This is a genomic window from Angustibacter luteus (assembly GCF_039541115.1).
GTDB lineage: Bacteria > Actinomycetota > Actinomycetes > Actinomycetales > Angustibacteraceae > Angustibacter > Angustibacter luteus.
The window spans coordinates 1,029,174-1,049,371 of record NZ_BAABFP010000002.1 but is presented as its reverse complement, the minus strand read 5'-3'; the positions used below and the strand labels follow the sequence as shown (position 1 = coordinate 1,049,371).

Genomic DNA, 20,198 nt, shown 5'->3' with positions numbered 1-20,198 from the left:
GACGAGGGCGGACGTCGCGGACGCTCGCTGCCCGGCCTGCTGAAGGGCATGGCGGTCACCGCGCGCACGCTGGCCACCCCGAGCCATACCCACGAGTACCCGGACGTCGCCCCCGACCTGCCGCCGCGCAGCCGCGGCGTGATCGCGCTGCTCGAGGAGAACTGCACGGTCTGCATGCTGTGCGCCCGCGAGTGCCCGGACTGGTGCATCTACATCGACTCGAGCAAGCAGACGCTGCCCGCGACGACCGAGGGTGGCCGGGAGCGGCAGCGCAACGTGCTGGAACGCTTCGACATCGACTTCTCGCTCTGCATGTACTGCGGCATCTGCATCGAGGTCTGCCCGTTCGACGCGCTGCACTGGAGCCCCGAGTTCGAGTACGCCGAGACCGACATCCGCGACCTGCTGCACGGCAAGGAGCGGCTCGGCGAGTGGATGGCCACCGTGCCGGCGCCGCCCGCCGTCGACCCTGGTGCAGCAGAGCCCAAGGAGGTGGCTGCGGCGACTCGGCCGGCCCGGCCCCGACGTCCCGTCGCCCCGCAGGCCGCCCCGCAGGCCGAGACGCCGGCCGACTCAGCGAGCGAGCCCGCCCGGGACGACTCGTGACGACCCGCGACGTGCTGTTCAGCCTGCTCGGGCTGCTCACGGCGGCGGCCGGGATCCTCGCGGTCACCACCCGCCAGGTGGTGCACGCGGCGCTCTGGCTGGTCACCGCGCTGGGCGCTCTCGCCGGCTGCTACCTGGTGCTCGGCGCCGAGGTCGTCGCCCTCGTCCAGGTGCTGGTGTACGTCGGTGCCGTCGTCGTCCTGGTGCTGTTCGCGCTGATGCTGACGCGCGCCCCGATCGGGCGTTCCGCCGAGGTGGACGCGCCCTGGCCGCAGCGCGTCGCCGCAGCCGTCGCCGGGATCTGCGTGACCGGGCTGCTCGGCACCGCACTGGTGTACGCCGTCCGCGGCCGCGAGGTCGTCATCGACCCCGAACGTGGTGCGGCACAACCACTTGCGCGCTCGCTGTTCGGCGCCTGGGCGCTGCCGTTCGAGCTGTTGTCGCTGCTGCTCCTCGCCGCGCTGGTCAGCGCCCTCGTGCTGTCCCGCGAGGACCGGGAGCACTGATGCACCTCGCGCTGCCCATGCTGCTGGCCGCTGTCCTGGCGGGCACCGGTGTCTACGGCGTCCTCGCCCGGCGCAACGCGGTGCTGGTGCTGATCGGCCTCGAGCTGATCCTGAACGCGGCGAACCTGCTGCTGGTCACTTTCGACGCGGCGTACCGGGACGAGCTGCACGGGGGGCAGTCGCTCGCGGTCTTCGTGATCACGATCGCAGCCGCCGAGGTCGGCGTGGCGCTCGCTGCCGTGATGCTGCTGTTCCGGCGGCGCGGGGATGTCGACCTGCAGGCGGCCCGTGACCTCGGCGAGAACCGTGACCTCACCGAGAACCGTGCGATGACCGGCGACGTGGAGGCCCGGTGAGCGCCGTGGCCGGCGCGGCGCGGCTCGTCGTCCTGCTGCCCGCGTTCGCCGCGCTCTGCACCCTGCTGCTGCCGCGCCGCGAACGGGCCGCCCAGGCCACCGTCGCGATCGCCGGCACCGCGGCGGCTCTCGTTGCGGCAGTGGGGGAGCTGGTCGCCACCGCGAACGGGCACTTCGCGGTGAACGTCCCGCTGCTGCCACCCGTGCCGACCGGTGCGGGGACGATCGAGCTCGCCGTCCGAGCCGACCGGCTCAGCGCCCTGGTCGCCGTCATGGTCACCACGGTCGCGCTCTGCGTGCAGGTCTACTCGACCGCGTACCAGGCCAAGGACCCGCGCTACCGCGCGTTCGCCGCGACCGTCTCGCTGTTCACCGCGGCGATGCTCGTGGTGGTGCAGGCCGACGACCTGATCCTGCTGCTCATCGGCTGGGAGGTCATGGGTCTGTGCTCCTACCTGCTGGTGGGGCACGAGAGCGAGCGCGAGGCCGCCCGGGCGGCCGCGGTCAAGGCGTTCCTGGTCACCCGGGTCGGCGACATCGGGTTCGTCCTCGGGATCATCGTCCTCTGGGTCGCCAGCGGGACGACGTCCATCAGCGTCCTGCTGCGGCCGCGCACGCTGGAGTCGCTCGGCACCACCACCCTGACCGCGGCCGCGCTGCTGCTCCTGGTCGGGGTGATCGGCAAGTCCGCCCAGTTCCCGCTGCACACGTGGCTGCCGGACGCGATGGAGGGCCCGACCCCGGTCTCCGCTCTCATCCACGCGGCCACGATGGTCGCGGCCGGTGGCGTCGTCCTGGCCCGGCTGCTGCCGCTGCTGCTCGCCGCTCCGGCCGCGCGCGGCACGCTCGCAGTGGTCACGGCCATCACGATGCTGGGCTCGGCGCTGATCGCCTGCGTGCAGACGGACCTCAAGCGGGTGCTCGCCTGGTCGACGATCAGCCAGGTCGCCTACCTGCTTGCTGCCTTGGCCGTCACGACGCCCGAGCTCGGGCCCGAGCCGTCCCTGCTGCACCTGCTCTCGCACGCGGGCTTCAAGGCGCTGCTGTTCCTGTCCGCCGGTGCGCTGGCCCACCAGGTGCACAGCACCGCGATGGGGGACCTGGCCGGCGCCGGGCGCCGCTCCCCGCTGGTAGCAGTGCTGTTCAGCCTCGGGCTCGCGTCGCTTGCCGGGGTGCCGCCGCTGTCCGGGTACTGGTCGAAGGAGGCCGTGCTCGGCGCGGCGGAGGAAGGGGTGCACGGCGGTCAGCCGTGGGCCGCGGTGCTGGTGCTGGTCACCGCACTCGTCACCGCGCTGGTCACGGCCGCCTACTGCGCGCGGACGTGGTGGCTGGTGGTCCGCGACACGCCCGCCGAGGCCCACGAGGACCTGGCGGAGGTCGAGAGCGAGTCCGCCGTCGCGACCGAGCAGGCCGTCGAGGCGGCCGAAGGCGGAGCCGTCGCGGTCACGCCGGTGCCGCTGGCGATGACGGTGCCGCTGCTGGTGCTCGCCGTGCCGACGGTGCTCGGTGGGCTGCTGCTGCTCTGGCCGGTCGTGCCGGGCACGGTGCACCTCGGCGTCCCCACGGCCGTGCTCGGCGCGGTCGTGGCGATCGGTGGCGTGCTGGCGACGTTCGCGCTGGCCGGGCGGGTCGGCGATCCGGCGTCCGTGCTGCCGGCCCGGCTGACCCGGGTGCTGGTCGCCGGGTTCGGGTTGGACGCCGCGCAGGACCGGCTGGTGGTGCGGCCCGTGCGCGCGCTGGCCCGACTGGTCACTGCCGGGGACCGGGACGTCGTCGACGCCTACGTCCGCGGGTCCGCGACTGCGAGCCGGTGGGCCGGGATCGCGTTGCGGCGCATGCAGACCGGCGCCACCACCGGCTACCTGACCTGGCTGGTGGCGGGCACCGTCGTGGCCGTCGTGGTGGGGGTGGGGCTGCGATGAGCGACCTGCTGCTGCTCGTCGTCGGACTGCCCCTGGTGGTGGCGATCGGACTGCTGCTCGTACCCCGGGCGCTCGGCGAGCAGATCGCCGCCGCGACCGGCATCGTCACCAGTGCGGTCGTGCTGCTGTTCAGCCTGCTGATGCTGGCCGCGCGTCCCTGGCAGGGGCCGGGACCGGCGCTCGAGGTCGACTGGCCGTGGATCCCGACCCTGGGCGTCCGGCTGCACCTCACCGTCGACGGGATCAGCTGGCCGCTGATCGTCCTCACCGCGGCTCTCGGGGTGGCCGTGACCGTGCACGCCACGCTGCAGTCGCCGGTGCCCACCCCCGAGGCGGTGGCGAGCGGGGAGAGCGCGCCGACCGGCTCGAGGCGCTCGCTGGTCGTCGCCCTGCTGGCCGTCGAAGGTGGGGCGCTGGCCACCTTCACGGCCGCGGACGTCGTCCTGTTCTTCGTGGCCTTCGAGATCGTGCTGGTGCCGATGTGGGCGATCATCCGCTGGTGGGGCGACCCGCACGACGACGCCGGACGACGCGACGCCGCCGCGCGCTTCGTGCTGTACACCGCGCTCGGGTCCGCGGTCATGCTGCTGGGCATCCTGCTGCTGGCGCTGGACAGCGGGACCAGCGACCTCGTGAAGCTGGCCGCCGCGCACGGCACCGGGATGACCCGGCCCGAGCAGGTGGTCGTCGCCGCCCTGCTGGTCGCCGGGCTGGCGGTCAAGGTCCCGGTCTGGCCGCTGCACACCTGGCTGCCTAGTGCGCACACCGCCGCGCCGACGGTGGGCTCGGTGCTGCTGGCCGGTGTGCTGCTCAAGATGGGCAGCTACGGCATGGTGCGGATCGTCGTCCCGGCTGTGCCGCAAGGGTTCTCGGCGGTCGCGCCCTACCTCGGCGCGCTCGGCGTGGTGGGCATCCTGTGGGGTGGTCTGGTCTGCCTGGTCGAGCGCGACCTGAAGCGGCTGGTCGCGTTCTCGTCGGTGGCGCACATGGGTTTCGTCGCGCTCGGCATCGCATCCGGGACGGCGCAGGGGCTGCAGGGCGCGCTGTTCGCGAACGTGGCGCACGGCGTGATCACCGCCCTGCTCTTCCTGGTGGCCGGCGGGTTGAAGGAACGGTCCGGCAGCGGGTTGCTGGACCGGGTCGGGTCCGGCCTGCGCGACGCCCACCCGCACCTCGGCGGGCTGCTGGCGCTCGGCTGCATCGCCGGCCTGGGGCTGCCCGGCCTGGCCGGCTTCTGGGGCGAGCTGCTCGCCGTGTACGGGGCCTGGACCGGGCCCGCCGGCGGCAACGAGACCTACTGGCGGACCCTGGCCGTGCTCGCCGTCGTCGGCACGGCGCTGGCCGCCGCGTACCTGCTGAGGGTCCTGCGGAAGGTCTGGCACGGCGTCCCGGCTGAACCACCCGCTGCCCCACCCGTGGCCCCACCCGCTGCCCCAACGACGACGTCCGAACCGATCGCAGCCATCGGTGCGATCCGTTCGGACGCTACGGCGGCGGAGCTCTGGGTGGGGACGGCCTTGGTGGTCGTCACGGTGGTCCTGGGGCTGGTGCCGTGGCTGCTGCTGCGGATGACCGAGCCGGCGGTGCAGGCGCTGCTGGCCCTGGCCAAGGGGTCCGTGTGAGCGGCGTCCCCGGCGTCGACGTCGCCGCGCTGCTGCCGTGGCTGGCTCCCGCGGCGGGCGCGGTCATCGTGCTCGCCGTGGACGCCGCCCTGCCGCGCGGGCGAGGACGTCGGGTGCTGGACGTGGTCGCCGTGCTGTCCCTGGTGGTGGCCATCGTCTCCCTGGCGCCGTTGGCGAACGGCACCCGGGCGACGTTCTGCTCCTCGCCGGGCGCGTGCGGCTACGAGGCCAGCCGGCTCACGTTCGCGATCCAGATCGTCGTCCTGCTGTCCGCGCTGATCTGCCTGCTGCTGGCGCTCGCGGACGACCAGGAGCCGACCCTGCCGCGGGCCGAGCTGCTGCTCCTGCTGCTCGCCGCCACCGCGGGGGCCTGTGCCCTGGCCGGCGCCCGGGACCTGGCGACGTTCGCGGTCGCCTTCGAGACGGCGTCGCTGCCCATCATCGGTCTGGTGGCCCTGCGGCGGGACGGGCGCGGCGCCGAGGCCGGGGTGAAGCTGCTGCTCACGGCCGTGCTCTCGTTCGGCGTGCTCGCCCTCGGGCTGGCCCTGCTGTACGCGTCGAGCGGTTCGCTGATGCTGGGAGCCGGGGTGTCGGACCGGCTGGGGGATCTGCGGCTGCTGCACGGCCTCGGGCTCGCGCTGGTGGTCGCGGGGGCCGCGTTCAAGCTGTCCCTGGTGCCGTTCCACCTCTGGACGCCGGACACCTACGCGGGTGCCCCGCTGCCCGTGGCTGCGTTCCTGTCGACCGTCTCGAAGGGGGCCGGGCTGGCGGCCGTCGTCCTGGTACTCGCCCTGGGCGCGCCGGAGCGCGCGGCCGACTGGGCCGTCCCGGTCGGCGCCGTCGCCGCACTCACCATGACGGTCGGCAACCTGGTCGCGCTGCGCCAGGACCGCGCCGTGCGCCTGCTCGCCTGGTCCACCGTGGCGCAGGCCGGCTGGGTCCTGTTGCCGCTGGCCGGAGCGGTCGGGCAGAGCCGGCTGGCGGGGGCGGTGGCGGCGTCCGTGGCCTACCTGTTCGCCTACGTGGCCGGCACGCTCGCCGTGTTCGCCGTCGTCGCCCGGGTCGCGCGCACCGCAGTGGACGGCGCCGGGCACCGCCTGGACGCCTACGCCGGGATGTGGCGGCGCTCGCCCGGGCTGGCACTCGTGCTCACCTTCGGGCTGCTCTGCCTGGCCGGGCTGCCGCCGGGTGTGGTCGGGCTGGTCGCGAAGGTCGTCGCGCTGGTCCCGGTCATCGGCGTCGGCGCCTGGTGGCTGGTCGCGGCCGCGGTGGCGAACGTGGTGCTGGGCGTGGCCGTCTACCTGCGGTGGGCCGTGCAGGTGTTCTCCGCTGGCCCCGAGCTGGCCGAGCCGCCCAGCCCGGGGCCCATGTCGGGTCGGATGGCGCTGTCCATCGCGGCGGCCGGCTGCATCGCGCTGTCGCTACTGCCCGAAGGGATCGTCGGTCTGCTGGCCGGGTCGCCGCTGCGCTGACCCACGCCCGGCTCTCAGCTCGCCGAGCCGGCGAACACGCTGCCGAACGCGGTCCCGGCCGCTCCGCCGAAGTCGATGCCGGTCACGAGGTCGACGATCAACGTGTGGAACACGCCCGCATCGACCTTGCTGCCCACGTCCTCGCCGGGGACCGAGATCAGCAGCTCCGTGGGTGGCTGCCCCTGGGGGTAGGGCTGGGCCGGCAGGTAGCCGCCGGCGCCGAGCCCGAGGACCGCACCGAAGCGGTCACCGGCTTCCGCGGTGGCGGAGATGCCCCCGGGACCGCCCTGGTACCAGGCATGCCGACACCAGGCTTCGCTCGGTCGGGTCGGGCCCAGCGGGACGAAGGTCACGGTCCCCGCGTCCCGGCGGGACCCGAGGTCCTCGCCGGGAGCGCCGACGGCCAGGTCGATGGCGTTGTGCCCGCTGCAGCCGCCCTGCGCGACGGCGAACCAGCCGGCCTGCAGGCTGGCCCCGAACTGGTCGCCGGCCTCGACGGCGCCCGGCACCTCCGGGGAGTCCTGGGTGAAGCTGGCGGACGGCCGCAGGGGGGCGGTTCCGAGCATCCCGGTAAAGGTCTGAACCTGCCCGCCGTCCCGATGCGAGCCGACGTCCTCGCCCGGCGTGCCGATGGCCAGGTACGACTCCGCGGGGTCACCCCAGAACGCCACCGCGGCGCCGAAAGTGTCCCCGGTCTCGCTCACGCCGGGGGTGCCGGCCACGCCTTGCGCGACCACCCGGCCGAGGGACAGCCGGTGCGTCGTGTCGTTGAACGACAGGACGGTGACCGACCCGGCGTCGCGCCGGGTGCCGTTGTCCTCGGACGGCTCGCCCACCACGAGCCAGGAACCGTTGGCCTGCGGTGCACCGCTGGCCTGGGTGGCCCCAGTCAGCACCGAGCCGAACCGGTCGTCGGCCTCCGAGACACCCGGTACGCCAGGGGTGTCCTCGGTCAGCGTCTCGAGCAACGTCGGGGCACCGCCGGTGCCGACCCGGTAGTGGTCCACGGCGCCGGCTCGGGCGCGTCCGGACACCGTCCGATCCGGTGCCGCGACGAACAGGTCCTGCCCGACCGCCACCACGACGGCGCCGAAGTGCTCGCCGGGGGTGCGGCCGGTCAGCCGCACCGATCCCGTGCCGAGGATGCCGGTGGTCGAGCCGAGGGCAACGACGACGGCGCCGCGGCCGGCGGAGGCGCCCGGGGCGCCGACAGCGACGTCCGCGCAGCGGTCCGCATTGGCGTCCACGAACGCGACCGAGGTCCCGAAGCCGTCGCCGGCGACCCGCGCGGGGCCGCCGGTGAACGACGACTCCGTCAGCCGCTGGATCAGCCCGGTCGTCGAGCGCAGCTCGATCACCCCCGCCTTCGACACCTCCCTCGGGATGCCGATGACGTGGTCGGGGTACCTCGACAGGTCGTGGTCGACGTCCTGGTTGCTGGCGGTCGTCGCGTCGTCCGGGCCGGCGGCGCAGGTCGTGGCGGCCGCCGCCCGGTCCGGGGTCAGCCCCAGGAGGACCGACGCCAGCAGGGCTAGGGAGACCACGGCGACGGGGCTGCGGACGGGCATGGGCGCACCTCCAGGCGGCGGGTCGACGCGTGCACCTTAGTCCCTGGTCGGGGGTCTCCAGGCCGGATCACGGCCGGCGAACCCGAGTGCCCGCGCGAACGCCGGGGCGTCGTCCGGCACCGGCACCACGGGGCCGAAGAGCCCCTTCCGCATCGGTGCCGCCTCGGGAGCGGCGGATGCCGCGGTGAAGGCCAGCACCACCTCCGCGCTCACCGGGTCGCACGTGAACTCCTGACCGGTCGCGACCGCCAGGTCCCACCCGTGCATCACCACCTCGTCGAGCGCGACGGACGCCGTCACCTCACCCGGCATCGTCACGCCCCCGACCGTGGCCTCGCCGGTCCAGGCGGCCGGGTCGTCCCAGGCCGCGGCCAGCGCTGCCAACCGCTGCGGCAGCTCGGTGCGCCACCCCGGGTCCAGCCGGGAGCCGTCCGCCGACCCCGGCCCGGGGCCACCGCCGACGGGCGGCTCCTGCTTCTGCGCGCCCCAGGTGAACGCCAGGCACAGCCCCAGCAGGTGGTCCAGCAGGGTCGCGACCGTGTCGACGCTCGGCGTCGGAGCGGTCAGCTGGTCGTCGCGCACCCGGGCGGCGACGCGGGCGACCTCGGCGGTTGCGGCGTGCAGGTCGAACGGTGGCATGGGTGTCCTTCCGGAGGTTTCGTGGGGCAGACCTCGCGGGGGCGGCAGAATCATCGCTAGCCGAGCGGGAACGTCCAGGCACCCGTCGCACGTTGATCGTTCGGGCAGCCGGGTGGATGCTTCGAGATCGGACGACGGACGGAAGGGTGAGATGGGCCACCAGCACTACAACGGGCTGAAGACGACGCTGCTGTTCGCGAGCATCTTCGCCGTGCTGCTGATGATCGGCGCCGTGTTCCAGGGCGGGCAGTACATCTGGGCGTTCGCGCTGCTCGGTGTCGTGATGACCGGCTACGGCTACTGGAACAGCGACAAGCTAGCGATCAAGGCCATGCACGCCCACCCGGTGAGCGAGGCCGAGCAGCCCGCGATGTACCGGATCGTGCGCGAGCTGTCGACCGCCGCGCAGCAGCCCATGCCGCGGCTGTACGTCTCGCCCACCATGGCGCCGAACGCCTTCGCCACCGGACGCAACCCGCGCAACGCCGCCGTCTGCTGCACCGAGGGCATCCTGCAGCTGCTGGATGAGCGCGAGCTGCGCGGCGTCCTCGGCCACGAGCTCATGCACGTCTACAACCGGGACATCCTGACCTCGTCCGTCGCCGCCGCCATCGGTGGCGTGATCACCTCGGTCGCCCAGATCGGGCTCTTCTTCGGCGGCGGTTTCGGTGGGGACGACGACGACCGGCCCAACCCTTTCGCGATGATCCTGATCGCCATCGCCGCCCCCCTGGCTGCCACCGTCATCCAGCTCGCCATCAGCCGGACCCGCGAGTACGACGCGGACGAGGACGGTGCGACCCTGACCGGCGACCCCCTCGCCCTCGCGTCCGCGCTGCGCAAGCTCGAGACCGGCACCCAGCAGCTGCCGCTGCCCCCGGACCGCGACCTGGTCAACGCCAGCACCCTGTTCATCGCGAACCCGTTCCGCGGCGACGGGATCAGCAAGCTCTTCAGCACCCACCCGCCGATGGCCGAGCGCATCGCCCGGCTGGAGGCAAAGGCCGGCTACCGCCGCTGAGCCTCGAGCCAGTCCCGCGTCGTCCGCCAGCAGGTCGACGTCGGGTCCAGGTGCGCGCCGTGGTCCTCGCCCGGTACCACTGACAGCTGGACGTCGTCCCCGTCCGCCCGGGCGGCCGCGGCGAACCCGGTGGACTGCTCCAGCGGCACCACGTCGTCGGCACCGCCGGTGACCACCAGCAGCGGAACCCGCAGCGGCACCAGCAGCCGCGGGTCGGCGACCGCGTAGCGCGCGGGTTGCTCGACCGGCGTCCCACCCATCAGGTCGTCGACGGCACCGCCACCGAGCCCTGCCTCAGAGCCGGCCGCCAGGTCGTTGACGCCCGCCTGGCTGACGGCGCCGACCACCCGGACCTTCGGGCGTCCGCCCGGCGCCCGCGCTCCGAGGTTCGAGCGGGCGGCGAGCCAGAGCGCCAGCGGGCCACCGGCCGAGTGACCCACCGCCAGGACGCCGTCCGTCGGGAGGTGGTGCTCGGCGGCGGCGGTGGCGAGCAGGTCGGTGGCGCTCGCCACGTCCGTGAACGTGGTCGGCCACCCGCCGCCCCCGCCGATCCCGCGGTAGTCGATGTTCCAGACCGCCCAGCCGCGGCTGACCAGGTCAGCGGCGACCTGGTCCTCGAGCGACTTGCGGTACTCCGCCTGCCAGTACCCGCCGTGCACCAGGACGGCGACCCGGCTGGCGGGGGTCGTCGGCAGCAGCAGGTCGGCGACCTGGACGTCGTCCGCGCCGTACCGGTAGGTGTGTCGGCGCGCGTCGGGGACGGCAGCGCGGCCGTCGTCCCGGCCGCCGCAGCCGGCCAGCAGGGCGCTCGCCAGCGCACCGCCGAGGACCTGACGTCGGGTCGGCCGGGTCGGCCGGCTCACGGAGTGCGGTCGCGGCCGGCCGGGGTGACGGCGCGGCGGTCGACGTCGGCCAGGCTCGCGCAGCCCGCCAGGGCCATGGTCAGCTCGAGCTCGGCGGCGACGTGCTGCAGCACCGTCCGGACGCCGCGCTCACCGGCCAGCGCCAGCCCGTAGACCCAGGGTCGGCCCAGGCAGACGGCAGTGGCGCCGAGGGCCAGGGCCACGAAGACGTCGGCGCCGGAGCGCACCCCACTGTCGAACAGCACCGGCACCCGCCCGTCGACCCGGTCGACGACGCCGGGCAGTGCGTCCAGGGAGCCGATGGCGTCGTCGACCTGGCGACCGCCGTGGTTCGAGACCACGAGCCCGTCGACACCCGCATCGAGAGCCTGCGCCGCGTCGTCCGGGTGCTGGATTCCCTTGAGCACGATGGGCAGGGTCGTCTGGTCGCGGAGCCAGCCGAGGTCCCGCCAGGTCAGCGAGGGCCGGGAGAACACGTCGAGGAAGGTCTCGACGGCGGCGCGCGGCAGCGGCGAGCGCAGCCGGGTGGTCAGGCTGTCGTCGCCGGGGTAGTGCCGGGCCATCGACACCAGCGCCCGGACGGCGGCGGGCGTGGGCCGCGGCTGGTGCCCGTCGGCGCGGCTGCCGCTGGCCACGCGCTGGGCCACCAGGTCGGCGAAGACCGGATCCGAGGTGTACTGCGCGATGCCCAGGCCGTGCGCGAACGGCAGGAACGCGAGGTCCAGGTCGCGGGTGCGCCAGCCCAGGGAGTGGGTGTCGAGCGTGACCACGAGGGCGCTCGCGCCACTGGCCTCGGCGCGCTGCACGAAGCTCTGGGCGAGGTCGTCGTTGTTGCTCCAGTAGAGCTGGAACCAGTGCGGCGTCGTGCCCATCGCGTCCGCGACCTGCTCCATCGGCCGGGACGCCTGGCTGGACAGGATGGCCGGCAGACCGAGGGACGCGGCCGCGCGCCCGACGGCGAGGTCGGCCTCGTGGTGGGCCATCTCCAGCACCCCGATGGGGGCCAGCAGCAGCGGTGCGGGCAGGTGGTCCCCGAACAGGTCGAGGCCGACGTCCGGGGTCGAGACGTCGCGCAGCATGCGCGGCACGATCTGCCAGCGCTCGAACGCGTCGACGTTGGCCTGGGCGGTGCGCTCCTGACCGGCGGACCCGGCCACGTAGGCGTAGGCGCGGCGGCTCATCCGCCGCCGCGCCGCGTGCTCGAGGGCGGAAGGGGACGTCGGCACCACCGGACGGCGACCGAAGACGCCCTCGCGGTAGATGGCGGCCTGCACCGACCGCCCCCAGTTCACCGCGTGCTCACCGGTAGTTGGTGAACTGCAGCGCCACGTCGAGGTCGGCCGCCTTGAGCATCCGCTGGACCTCCTGCAGGTCGTCGCGGGACTTGCTGGTGACCCGCAGCTCGTCGCCCTGGATGTGCGCCTTGACCGACTTCGGGCCCTCCTCGCGGATCAGCTTGGAGACCTTCTTGGCGTTCTCCTGGCTGAGCCCCTCCTTCAGGGTGGACTCGATCCGGAACTCCTTGCCGGAGGGCTTGGGGTCATCGGACTCCAGGGACTTCAGCGAGACGCCGCGGTGCACGAGCTTGGTCTGCAGGACGTCGAGGACGGCCTTGGCGCGCTCCTCGCTGTTGGCCTTGATCAGGATGGTCTCGCCGCTCCAGCCCACCGACGCGTCGGTGCCCTTGAAGTCGTACCGCTGGGCGACCTCCTTCGCGGCCTGGTTGAGCGCGTTGTCGACCTCCTGACGGTCGACCTTGCTCACGACGTCCATCGACGAGTCGGCCATGGGGTCCTCCGTTTTCAGATCTGGGGTGCGTCCTTGCTATCCTTCCATCCGTCGCGGCAGGGGGTCACTCCCGGCTGCGGCACGGCAGGTTGCCCGAGCGGCCAATGGGAGCGGACTGTAAATCCGTCGCGAAAGCTTCGAAGGTTCGAATCCTTCACCTGCCACTGGTTGGACTCCACCAGACACCTGACCCTCACCTCGCGTGGGGGTTTCGTGTTTTGCGGTTGATCCCTTCGGCTCGACGCTCGCCAACCTGGCCGGCGCTACGGGGCCAGGGGTGCCGTGGCTCGGATCGCTGCGACGACGTCCAGGACCGCCTGACTCGTCGCGGCCGAGTCCCGCTCGTCCCAGAGGAGCTCCTGGTGGCTCGCGCCGTCGATGACGCGGTGCGCACTGTTGGTCGACATGCCCGCGAGCCGCTCATGGCTGGCGAGCAGGTCGGCGTCGCTTCCGGTCCCGGCGGTGAGCACGAGCAAGGGCTTGGCGCCGAAGTCGGTGAACGCCCCTGCCTCGGTCGCCGAGGCGCTGGCTTGGGCGAACTCGTCCACGAAGCTGCGCAGGTTGGCGCCGGTGGCGAGGTTGGCCTGCGCTTCGGCTTCTGACGTGGGCGGCAGGGTGCCGGCCTCGATCGGCGCGTACAGGCGGGTCATACCAAGGCGAGCAGTGGTGGAGAGCAGGGTGGTGACCCGGCCCAGGGGGTAGTAGGCGTTCGGGTCGGCGGAGGCTGCGGCAGGCGGCGTCTTGTGCGGTGCAGTGGTGTCCACGAGGACCATCCCGGCGACCTCATCGGGGTACCGGGCGGCGTAGGTGAGCACGTAGAGCCCACCGAACGAGTGCCCGGCCAGCACGTAGGGCCCGGGGACGTTCGCGCCCAGCAACAGGGTGTGCAGGTCGGTCGCGATCTGGGAAGCGTCCTCGCGGGTACTGACCGGGTCGCTCCCGCCGCGACCGGGGCGGTCGTACACGCAGACGCGGGTGTCGGCGGCAACCCGGGGCGCGATCCAGCCCATGTCCGAGGACAGCGCGCCACCCCCGGGCTGCAGCACGACCGTGGGGCTGCCACTTCCGGTGCAGTGGAGCCGGAGGGAGTGGCCACCGACGTCGACGGACTGGCCGGACATGGCAGGCGGGTTGTCGGTGGCGGCGCTGACCGTCTCGTAGGCGCCGCCCACGGCGGCCAGCGCCAACGTCGCGAGCACTGGGTAGAGCAGCCAGCGTCGGCTGCGGCTCCGCAAGTGCCGGTGGGCCTGCACCACCATCCAGACCACGAGCGCCAGCAAGGTGGGCGGCCACACCCAGCTGAGCACCGTGTCCACCGAGGAGCCGAACAGCAGCAGGAGGAGGCCACCGAGCCCCATGAACGCGGCGGGAACCATGGCCCAGGCCTGAGGCTGGTCGGTCAACCGCACCGAGAGCACGGCCAACATCGTCCAGCCCAGCGCGAACCCGCACAGGACCGCACCGGTGACGGCGCGTGGCTCATCGGCGACGAACGGGGCGGCGACCAGGAGCAGTGCGGCGAGGAGTCCGACCGCCAACGACCCGAACACGACCCAACCGATGTGCCCCCGTGGTTCGGGGACGGCGGGTGACCAGGCACTTGACCCGTCCCCTGGCGTGGCACTCGGCACGGGGACGGGGGTCATCGTCACGATGGACTCGATTCGCTGCACTGGCGTCGCGCGAGTACAGCCGTCTGCACTTGGGGCACGTGCCGTCAGCTGGACAGTAGACCCTCCGGACGGTGCGGGGCCGACGGTCGGGCTAGACCCGACGTTCCGGGACGCTTGGGGCGAGTGGCCGGGTCGAGGTCCAGCCCTGGTGGTGGAGGCGTTCGAATCCGTCGAGCAGCAGGTCGAGTGCGAACTCGAACTCGTACTGGTCGTCGCACCCCGGCCCCACGACGGACCACCCTTCGTGGGAGGCGCCCATGGCGAGCTCCGCGATGTGCGGGTACCGGCCGCCCATCTGGTCGATCATCGCCGCCTGAACTCGTGGATCGACACTCTCCGAGGTCTGTGCGGCGTCGAACACCTCTTGCGTGAAACCCCACATGCGGCTGCCGAGGGCATGCATGACGTGGTGGGTCAGGTCGATGGAGAACCCGCCGGCCCGGAACAGCCCGATCATCGAGTCCAGGTAGGCCAGGACCAGGGGCGTCGGCGACGTGCGCGTCTCGATGACGCGAGACGCCCAGGGGTGACGCAGCAGTGCCTGTCGGGCGGACAGGACACGCTGCCGGACGGCGGTGCGCCAGTCCGTCGTGGCGACCGCCGGCTCGATCTCGGTCACGATGACGTCGACCATGCCGTCCAGCAGCTCCTCCTTGTTCGCGACGTGCTTGTACAGGGCCATCGGAACCACCCCCAGCCCCTGGGCGAGGTTGCGCATGCTGAGCGACTCGATCCCGGCGTCGTCGGCGAACGCGACGGCGGCCTCCAGCACCCGGTCCTTGTTGAGCGGGACGCGCCGGGCCGCCTCAGTCGGCTGAGCCATCTGCTGCCCCTCCTCTCGAGGTGGCCGAGGGGCCGCCCTTGACAGGTGTACAGCGTAAACCGTACCTTGCGAGATGCCAGGTGTACGCCGTACACCGCATGTGTTGAGCAGGTGGTTCCACATGAGTCCCATCCGACGGGTCGCCCTCATCGCGGGCGTGCTCTACCTAGTCACCTTCGTCGCCAGCATCCCGGCGGTCATCCTGCTGAACCCGGTGCTGAACCACTCCGACTACATCCTCGGCTCGGGCAGCGACAACCGGGTCATCCTCGGGTGCGTGCTGGACGTGATCAACGCCCTCGCCGGCGTCGGCACGGCCGTCGTCCTCTTCCCGGTCGCCAAACGACAGAGCGAGGCCCGCGCGCTCGGCTTCGTCACCACCCGGGTGATGGAGGCCGCCATCATCTTCAGCGGCATCGTCGCCCTCATGGCGATCGTGACGGTGCGCCAGGACGTGGCCGGCAGGGCCGGAGCGGACACCGGGTCGCTGGTCACCAGCGGCCAGGCGCTGGTCGCCCTGCGGGACTGGACCGTGCTGCTCGGACCCGGGCTCATGCCCGCCCTGAGCGCACTGCTCATCGGCAGCGTCATGTACCAGTCCCGTCTGGTGCCCCGGATCATCCCCACCATGGGGCTGATCGGCTCCCCGCTGCTGCTGATCTCGGTGCTGTGCACCATGTTCGGCGTCTTCGACCAGTTCTCGCCGGCGGCGTTCTTCCTCGCCCTGCTCATCGCCCTGTGGGAGCTGACGTTCGGGCTCTGGATGACCTTCAAGGGCTTCAACCCCTCCCCGCTCACCGCGGACATGGCTTCGCCCCCCGCCCCGCCGGCTGTGCTGCCCGGCGAGCTGCCCGAGGCTCGGCCGGAGCCGATGCCCGTCGGCTGACCAGACTCCGTCCAGGTAGTTGGCAGCTCCTCACACCTCCGTTAGGAGGGGTCGTCCGTGATCACCGTCGAAGGACTGACCAAGAAGTACGGCACCGTCCTCGCCGTGGACGACGTCTCCTTCACCGCCTCCCCCGGCCGGGTGACTGGCTTCCTCGGTCCCAACGGCGCCGGGAAGTCCACCACCATGCGGATCATGGTCGGGCTGACCAGAGCCACCTCTGGAACCGTCACGGTCTCCGGTCGCCAGTTCTCGGACCTGCCGAACCCAGGTCTCGAGGTAGGGGTGCTGCTGGATGCCTCGGCGCAGCACGCCGGGCGCACCGGTCGGGAGATCCTGACCCTGGCCCAGCGCTACATGGGACTGCCGCGGCACACCGTCGAGGACATGCTCGAGGTCGTCAGCCTCACCCCGGACGAGGCCTCCCGCCGAGTGGGCGAGTACTCCCTGGGGATGCGACAGCGACTGGGCATCGCGACCGCCCTGATCGGCGATCCCGAGGTGCTGATCCTGGACGAGCCGGCCAACGGTCTGGACCCGGCCGGCATCCGGTGGATGCGTGACCTGCTGCGCGGCTACGCCGACCGCGGTGGAACCGTCCTGCTCTCCTCGCACCTGCTGCACGAGATCGAGGTCATCGCCGACGACATCGTGATGATCGGGCTCGGCCGCATCGTCTCGCGAGGCACCAAGACCGAGCTGCTGCAGGCGGCCGGCACCATCGTGCGGGCCACCAACATGCCAGCGCTCGGGATGGCCCTGCACGAGCGGGGCCTGGTCGCCAGCCCGACCGGGGACGGCGCCGTGCGCACCGACGCCGACGCCGCCCTCGTCGGCCAGGTCGCCCTGGACGCAGGCATCGCGCTCACCGAGCTGCGGGCCGCCGAGGGAGCCGGCCTGGAGGAGATGTTCCTCGAGCTGACCTCCGCCAGCCAACGCGAGGGCCCTCCCGCCACCCGACCCGAAGCGGCCGTGGCATGACCGCCATCGCGGTCGGCGCCGTCCACGCCCCTCGAGCCTCCGTCGCCACGATGCCGCTGACCCGGATCACCGGGGTCGAGCTCCGCAAGATGTTCGACACCCGCTCCGGCTTCTGGCTGATCGCGAGCATCGGGATCTCTGCCGTGCTGGCCACGATCGGCGTCATCCTGTTCGCCCCGGACGACCAGATGACCTACTCCACCTTCGCGACCGCCATCCGCTTCCCGGTGGTGATCATCCTGCCGCTGATCGCGATCCTGGCCGTCACCAGCGAGTGGAGCCAGCGCACCGGCCTCACCACGTTCACCCTTGTCCCGCATCGCAACCGGATCATCGGCGCCAAGGCCATCGCGTCAGTCATCATCGCGATTGCCGCCATGGCACTGACCTTCGCCGTCGGTGCGCTCGGCAACCTGCTCGGCGCCGCACTCACCAGCGCCCCGCTGGTCTGGGACGTGACCATGATCCAGTGCCTGTACTACGTCCTGGGCATGGTCCTGAGCCTGCTCATCGGCTTCATGCTCGGCGTCCTGATCCGCAACTCGACCGGCGCCATCGTCACCTACTTCATCTACACCTTCCTCATCCCCACCGTCTTCGGCCTGCTCGCCACCAGCCAGCACTGGTTCCACACCCTGCAGCCCTGGATCGACATCCAGTTCGCCCAGGCCGGACTCTTCGTCTTCGACACGTCCTTGACCGGCGAGCAGTGGGCCAACATCGCCGTCACCGGCGTCGTCTGGCTGGTCATCCCGCTGGCCATCGGGGTCGCTCTCTCCACCCGCGCAGAGGTCAAGTAGCCCACCAGCATCCGAAGGAGCGCGCCATGGAGGGGACCCACGGACGTGGGCCGATGGCCGGCAAGACGGTGCTGATCACCGGGAGCACCTCCGGCATCGGGATGTCGATCGCTCTGGCACTGGCTTCCCAGGGAGCCCGCGTGGCGATCACCGGCAGGCATCGCGGGCGAGCGGAGGCAGCGGCCCAGGAGATCCGCACGGCCGGCGGCCAGCGAGTGGAGGTGTTCCTCGCGGACCTGTCGAGCCAGGTGGAGGTGCGCCGTCTGGCTGTCGAGGTGCTGGCGGCGCTGCCGCGGGTCGACGTCCTGGTCAACAACGTCGGCGGGTACTGGCACAACCGCCACCTCACGGACGACGGCCTGGAGCGCACGTTCGCCCTCAACCACCTCGCGCCGTTCCTGCTCACCCACCTGCTCCTGGACCGGCTCACGCTCAGCGCGCCCGCGCGCGTCGTCACCGTTGCCTCCAACGCCCATGGAATGGGTCGCATCGACTTCGACGACCTGCAAGGCGAACGTGCGTACTCCGGAGCACGGGCCTACAACCAGTCCAAGCTCGCCAACGTGATGTTCAGCCACGAGCTCGCCCGCCGTGCGGCTGGCTCCGGAGTCACCGCCAACGCGCTGCACCCTGGCGTCGTCAGCACGTCGTTCGGAGCCGACGACCCCGGCCGCCTCCAGCGGTGGCTGGTCCCGCTCGTGCGCCCGGTGATGAAGTCGCCCGCTCAGGGAGCCGTGACACCCGTCCACCTCGCCTCCGATCCCGAGCTCGAGACGGTGAGTGGCCGCTACTTCGTCAACCGCCGCGTGAAGGCCTCGTCCAAGCGCAGCTATGACGAGGCCGCCGCGGTGTGGCTCTGGCACGCGAGCGCCGACCTGGTCGGGCTCCCTTCGACGACGGCGCGGGCTTGAGTCCCCATGAATCCGCGACGTGATGGCTGCCCGCGCGGAAGTGCGACGAAGGGCTTGCACGTCACGCGACGTGAGGTCGCAGACTCGACTGCATGGACACCAACAGGACGTGGTCGGTCGGCGAGGTGGCCGAGACGAGTGGCATCACGGTGCGCACGTTGCACCACTGGGACGAGCTCGGCGTCCTGCGCCCGAGTCGGCACAGCATGGGCGGCCGCCGCCGATACACCGAGGACGACCTGGCCCGGCTGTACGTCGTCCTCACCTTGCGCGGGTTCGGCATGTCGCTGGACGCGATCCGGCGCAGCCTGGACGGCGGCGTGGACGTCCGCCGGCTGCTCACCGACCAGGTGGCCCAGGTCGACCGCGCGGTGACGGCACTGGTCGGGCTGCGTTCGCGGCTGGCCGCCGTCCTGGACACCGACGAAGGCGCGGACGGCCGGGCGGACCTCGCCAACCCGGCGGAGCTGCTCGCGCTGGTGCGGGCCGCCCGCGGCGCGGACGACGCGGTCGCCCGGGAGCTGAGCGAGCAGGAGCGCGAGCGCGTGGCCGAGGGCGCCGCCGCGGTCGGGCCAGCGTTGCCGTACCTCCTCGAGGTCGAGTGGCCGCAGCTGTACCGCCGCGCGGAGGAGCTGCGGCGTTCGGGTGCGGCGCCGGACTCCGCCGCGGTCCAACAGGTCGTGGCGCGTATGCAGGAGCTGTCCGCCCGGTTCGGGACGGGCGACGGTAGGGGTGCCGGTGCGGCGGTCCGCGCCGCGTGGCGACAGGAACCGGCGGCGCTGTCGGGGGAGTCGCAGGCGGTGGCCGGGCCGTGGCGTGAGCTCGCCGAGTTCGTCGAGGAGGCCCGCCGCATCCGCTCCACGCCGTGATTCGAGCCGTCCCGGCTGGGGTCACGGTCGCGAGCGGGTCGGCGAGAGCGGCCGTACCCTCGAACCCGTGCCCGAGCTGCCCGAGGTCGAGTCCGCCCGTGCGGTGATCGCCGAGCTCGCGCTCGGGCGCCGGATCGTGGACGTGGACGACACCGACACGTACGAGTGCCGACCGCACCGACCGGGCGACATCCGGGCGGCGATGGTGGGCCGCCGCCTGACCGCCGCGCACCGGCGCGGGAAGACGATGTGGTGCGAGACGTCGGGGGCGGGGCGCTCCCGCACGCCGGGACCGGTCCTCGGCCTGCACCTGGGGATGTCCGGCAAGATCGTGGCGGTCGCGCCGGACGGCCAGGAGAACGACGGTGGTGACTACTGGCAGCGTGGCCGCGAGCAGGGCGACCAGCGGTTCACCCGGTTCGCGCTGTCGTTCGCCGACGGCGGCGGCCTGCTGCTCGTCGACCCGCGTCGGCTTGGCCGGGTGCGGCTCGACCCGGACGTCGAGGGGCTCGGCCCGGACGCCGCCGAGGTGACCTGGGAGGAGTTCCGGGCGCTGCTCAGCCGCGGCACCGCGCCGGTGAAGGCGCGCCTGCTCGATCAGAACGCGCTGGCCGGGGTCGGGAACCTGCTGGCCGACCAGCTGCTGTGGCACGCGCGGGTCGATCCCCGTCGTCCGGTCGACTCGCTGACCCGCCCCCAGGTTCGCCGCCTCTACGAAGCGGTGCACGCCACGATCGCCGAGGCCGTGGCGGGTGGCGGCGTGCACACGCTGGAGGTGGTGCCGTTCCGCAAGGCCGGGGCGCGGTGCCCGCGGTGCGGGGCGGCGATGCAGCGGGGCACTGTCGGTACCCGCACCACGTGGTGGTGCTCGCGCGAGCAGCGCTGACCCCGG

Annotated in this window: 20 protein-coding genes and 1 tRNA gene; 14 read left to right on the top strand and 7 right to left on the bottom strand. The window is 72.7% G+C overall.

Annotation, left to right across the window (positions count from 1 at the left end; translation table 11 throughout):
- The first annotated feature begins 48 nt into the window (after positions 1-48).
- Genes ABEB17_RS05095 through ABEB17_RS05070 form a run of 6 tightly spaced genes read left to right on the top strand, consistent with a single transcriptional unit; the run spans position 49 to position 6,484 of the window.
- A complete protein-coding gene (locus ABEB17_RS05095) occupies positions 49-606 on the top strand; it encodes a NuoI/complex I 23 kDa subunit family protein (RefSeq protein WP_345715806.1) in 558 nt (185 codons plus the stop codon).
- Complete coding sequence (locus tag ABEB17_RS05090) at positions 603-1,112, top strand: NADH-quinone oxidoreductase subunit J family protein (RefSeq protein ID WP_345715505.1); 510 nt, start codon at positions 603-605, stop codon at positions 1,110-1,112. Before ABEB17_RS05095 ends, ABEB17_RS05090 begins: the two co-directional genes overlap by 4 nt.
- On the top strand, positions 1,112-1,468 hold the full coding sequence (gene nuoK / locus ABEB17_RS05085; RefSeq protein ID WP_345715504.1) for an NADH-quinone oxidoreductase subunit NuoK: 357 nt from the start codon (positions 1,112-1,114) through the stop codon (positions 1,466-1,468). Before ABEB17_RS05090 ends, nuoK begins: the two co-directional genes overlap by 1 nt.
- The gene (locus tag ABEB17_RS05080; protein ID WP_345715503.1) at positions 1,465-3,390 is read left to right on the top strand and encodes an NADH-quinone oxidoreductase subunit 5 family protein; all 1,926 of its coding nucleotides are present in this window, start codon (positions 1,465-1,467) and stop codon (positions 3,388-3,390) included. The genes nuoK and ABEB17_RS05080 overlap by 4 nt, the downstream gene beginning before the upstream one ends.
- On the top strand, positions 3,387-5,012 hold the full coding sequence (locus ABEB17_RS05075; protein WP_345715502.1) for a complex I subunit 4 family protein: 1,626 nt from the start codon (positions 3,387-3,389) through the stop codon (positions 5,010-5,012). The genes ABEB17_RS05080 and ABEB17_RS05075 overlap by 4 nt, the downstream gene beginning before the upstream one ends.
- On the top strand, positions 5,009-6,484 hold the full coding sequence (locus ABEB17_RS05070) for an NADH-quinone oxidoreductase subunit N (protein ID WP_345715501.1): 1,476 nt from the start codon (positions 5,009-5,011) through the stop codon (positions 6,482-6,484). The genes ABEB17_RS05075 and ABEB17_RS05070 overlap by 4 nt, the downstream gene beginning before the upstream one ends.
- A gap of 14 nt (positions 6,485-6,498) precedes the next feature.
- Here the strand turns inward: ABEB17_RS05070 and ABEB17_RS05065 are convergent, their stop codons facing one another.
- Both ABEB17_RS05065 and ABEB17_RS05060 read right to left on the bottom strand, forming a co-directional pair.
- On the bottom strand, positions 6,499-8,052 hold the full coding sequence (locus ABEB17_RS05065) for an integrin alpha (RefSeq protein WP_345715500.1): 1,554 nt from the start codon (positions 8,050-8,052) through the stop codon (positions 6,499-6,501).
- Positions 8,053-8,088: 36 nt separating this feature from the next.
- Positions 8,089-8,691 carry a TIGR03086 family metal-binding protein gene (locus ABEB17_RS05060; protein ID WP_345715499.1) on the bottom strand — a complete coding sequence of 201 codons (603 nt, stop codon included), beginning with the start codon at positions 8,689-8,691 and terminating at the stop codon, positions 8,089-8,091.
- Positions 8,692-8,842: 151 nt separating this feature from the next.
- On the opposite strand from ABEB17_RS05060, the gene htpX reads away from it, so the two are divergent.
- Positions 8,843-9,712: a zinc metalloprotease HtpX gene (gene htpX / locus ABEB17_RS05055; RefSeq protein ID WP_345715498.1), complete on the top strand. Its 870-nt coding sequence runs from the start codon at positions 8,843-8,845 to the stop codon at positions 9,710-9,712.
- Here htpX and ABEB17_RS05050 read toward each other — a convergent pair.
- Genes ABEB17_RS05050 through ABEB17_RS05040 form a run of 3 tightly spaced genes read right to left on the bottom strand, consistent with a single transcriptional unit; the run spans position 9,700 to position 12,363 of the window.
- On the bottom strand, positions 9,700-10,575 hold the full coding sequence (locus tag ABEB17_RS05050) for an alpha/beta hydrolase family protein (protein WP_345715497.1): 876 nt from the start codon (positions 10,573-10,575) through the stop codon (positions 9,700-9,702). The two genes, htpX and ABEB17_RS05050, sit on opposite strands and share 13 nt — an antisense overlap.
- The gene (locus ABEB17_RS05045) at positions 10,572-11,849 is read right to left on the bottom strand and encodes an alpha-hydroxy-acid oxidizing protein (RefSeq protein WP_345715496.1); all 1,278 of its coding nucleotides are present in this window, start codon (positions 11,847-11,849) and stop codon (positions 10,572-10,574) included. The genes ABEB17_RS05050 and ABEB17_RS05045 overlap by 4 nt, the downstream gene beginning before the upstream one ends.
- 25 nt (positions 11,850-11,874) lie before the next feature.
- Positions 11,875-12,363 carry a YajQ family cyclic di-GMP-binding protein gene (locus tag ABEB17_RS05040; protein ID WP_345715495.1) on the bottom strand — a complete coding sequence of 163 codons (489 nt, stop codon included), beginning with the start codon at positions 12,361-12,363 and terminating at the stop codon, positions 11,875-11,877.
- 83 nt (positions 12,364-12,446) lie between these two features.
- Here ABEB17_RS05040 and ABEB17_RS05035 point away from each other — a divergent pair.
- Positions 12,447-12,527: transfer RNA gene (locus ABEB17_RS05035), tRNA-Tyr, on the top strand.
- Positions 12,528-12,626: 99 nt separating this feature from the next.
- On the opposite strand, the gene ABEB17_RS05030 is transcribed toward ABEB17_RS05035, so the two are convergent.
- Both ABEB17_RS05030 and ABEB17_RS05025 read right to left on the bottom strand, forming a co-directional pair.
- Complete coding sequence (locus ABEB17_RS05030; RefSeq protein WP_345715494.1) at positions 12,627-13,913, bottom strand: alpha/beta hydrolase; 1,287 nt, start codon at positions 13,911-13,913, stop codon at positions 12,627-12,629.
- Positions 13,914-14,127: 214 nt separating this feature from the next.
- Positions 14,128-14,859, bottom strand: coding sequence for a TetR/AcrR family transcriptional regulator (locus ABEB17_RS05025; protein ID WP_345715493.1), 732 nt, complete (start codon positions 14,857-14,859; stop codon positions 14,128-14,130).
- A 121-nt stretch (positions 14,860-14,980) separates the two neighbouring features.
- Here ABEB17_RS05025 and ABEB17_RS05020 point away from each other — a divergent pair, with 121 nt between their 5' ends.
- From ABEB17_RS05020 to ABEB17_RS04995, 6 genes are all read left to right on the top strand, one after another.
- A complete protein-coding gene (locus ABEB17_RS05020; RefSeq protein WP_345715492.1) occupies positions 14,981-15,745 on the top strand; it encodes a DUF4386 domain-containing protein in 765 nt (254 codons plus the stop codon).
- A gap of 57 nt (positions 15,746-15,802) precedes the next feature.
- A complete protein-coding gene (locus ABEB17_RS05015; protein ID WP_345715491.1) occupies positions 15,803-16,726 on the top strand; it encodes an ABC transporter ATP-binding protein in 924 nt (307 codons plus the stop codon).
- Entirely contained in the window at positions 16,723-17,526 is an 804-nt protein-coding gene (locus tag ABEB17_RS05010) for an ABC transporter permease (RefSeq protein ID WP_345715490.1), read from the top strand. The genes ABEB17_RS05015 and ABEB17_RS05010 overlap by 4 nt, the downstream gene beginning before the upstream one ends.
- Before the next feature lie 26 nt (positions 17,527-17,552).
- The gene (locus ABEB17_RS05005; protein WP_345715489.1) at positions 17,553-18,437 is read left to right on the top strand and encodes an SDR family oxidoreductase; all 885 of its coding nucleotides are present in this window, start codon (positions 17,553-17,555) and stop codon (positions 18,435-18,437) included.
- Between the two features lie 92 nt (positions 18,438-18,529).
- Positions 18,530-19,306 carry a MerR family transcriptional regulator gene (locus ABEB17_RS05000; protein ID WP_345715488.1) on the top strand — a complete coding sequence of 259 codons (777 nt, stop codon included), beginning with the start codon at positions 18,530-18,532 and terminating at the stop codon, positions 19,304-19,306.
- 67 nt (positions 19,307-19,373) lie between these two features.
- Positions 19,374-20,192, top strand: coding sequence for an Fpg/Nei family DNA glycosylase (locus tag ABEB17_RS04995; protein WP_345715487.1), 819 nt, complete (start codon positions 19,374-19,376; stop codon positions 20,190-20,192).
- Positions 20,193-20,198: the final 6 nt, after the last annotated feature.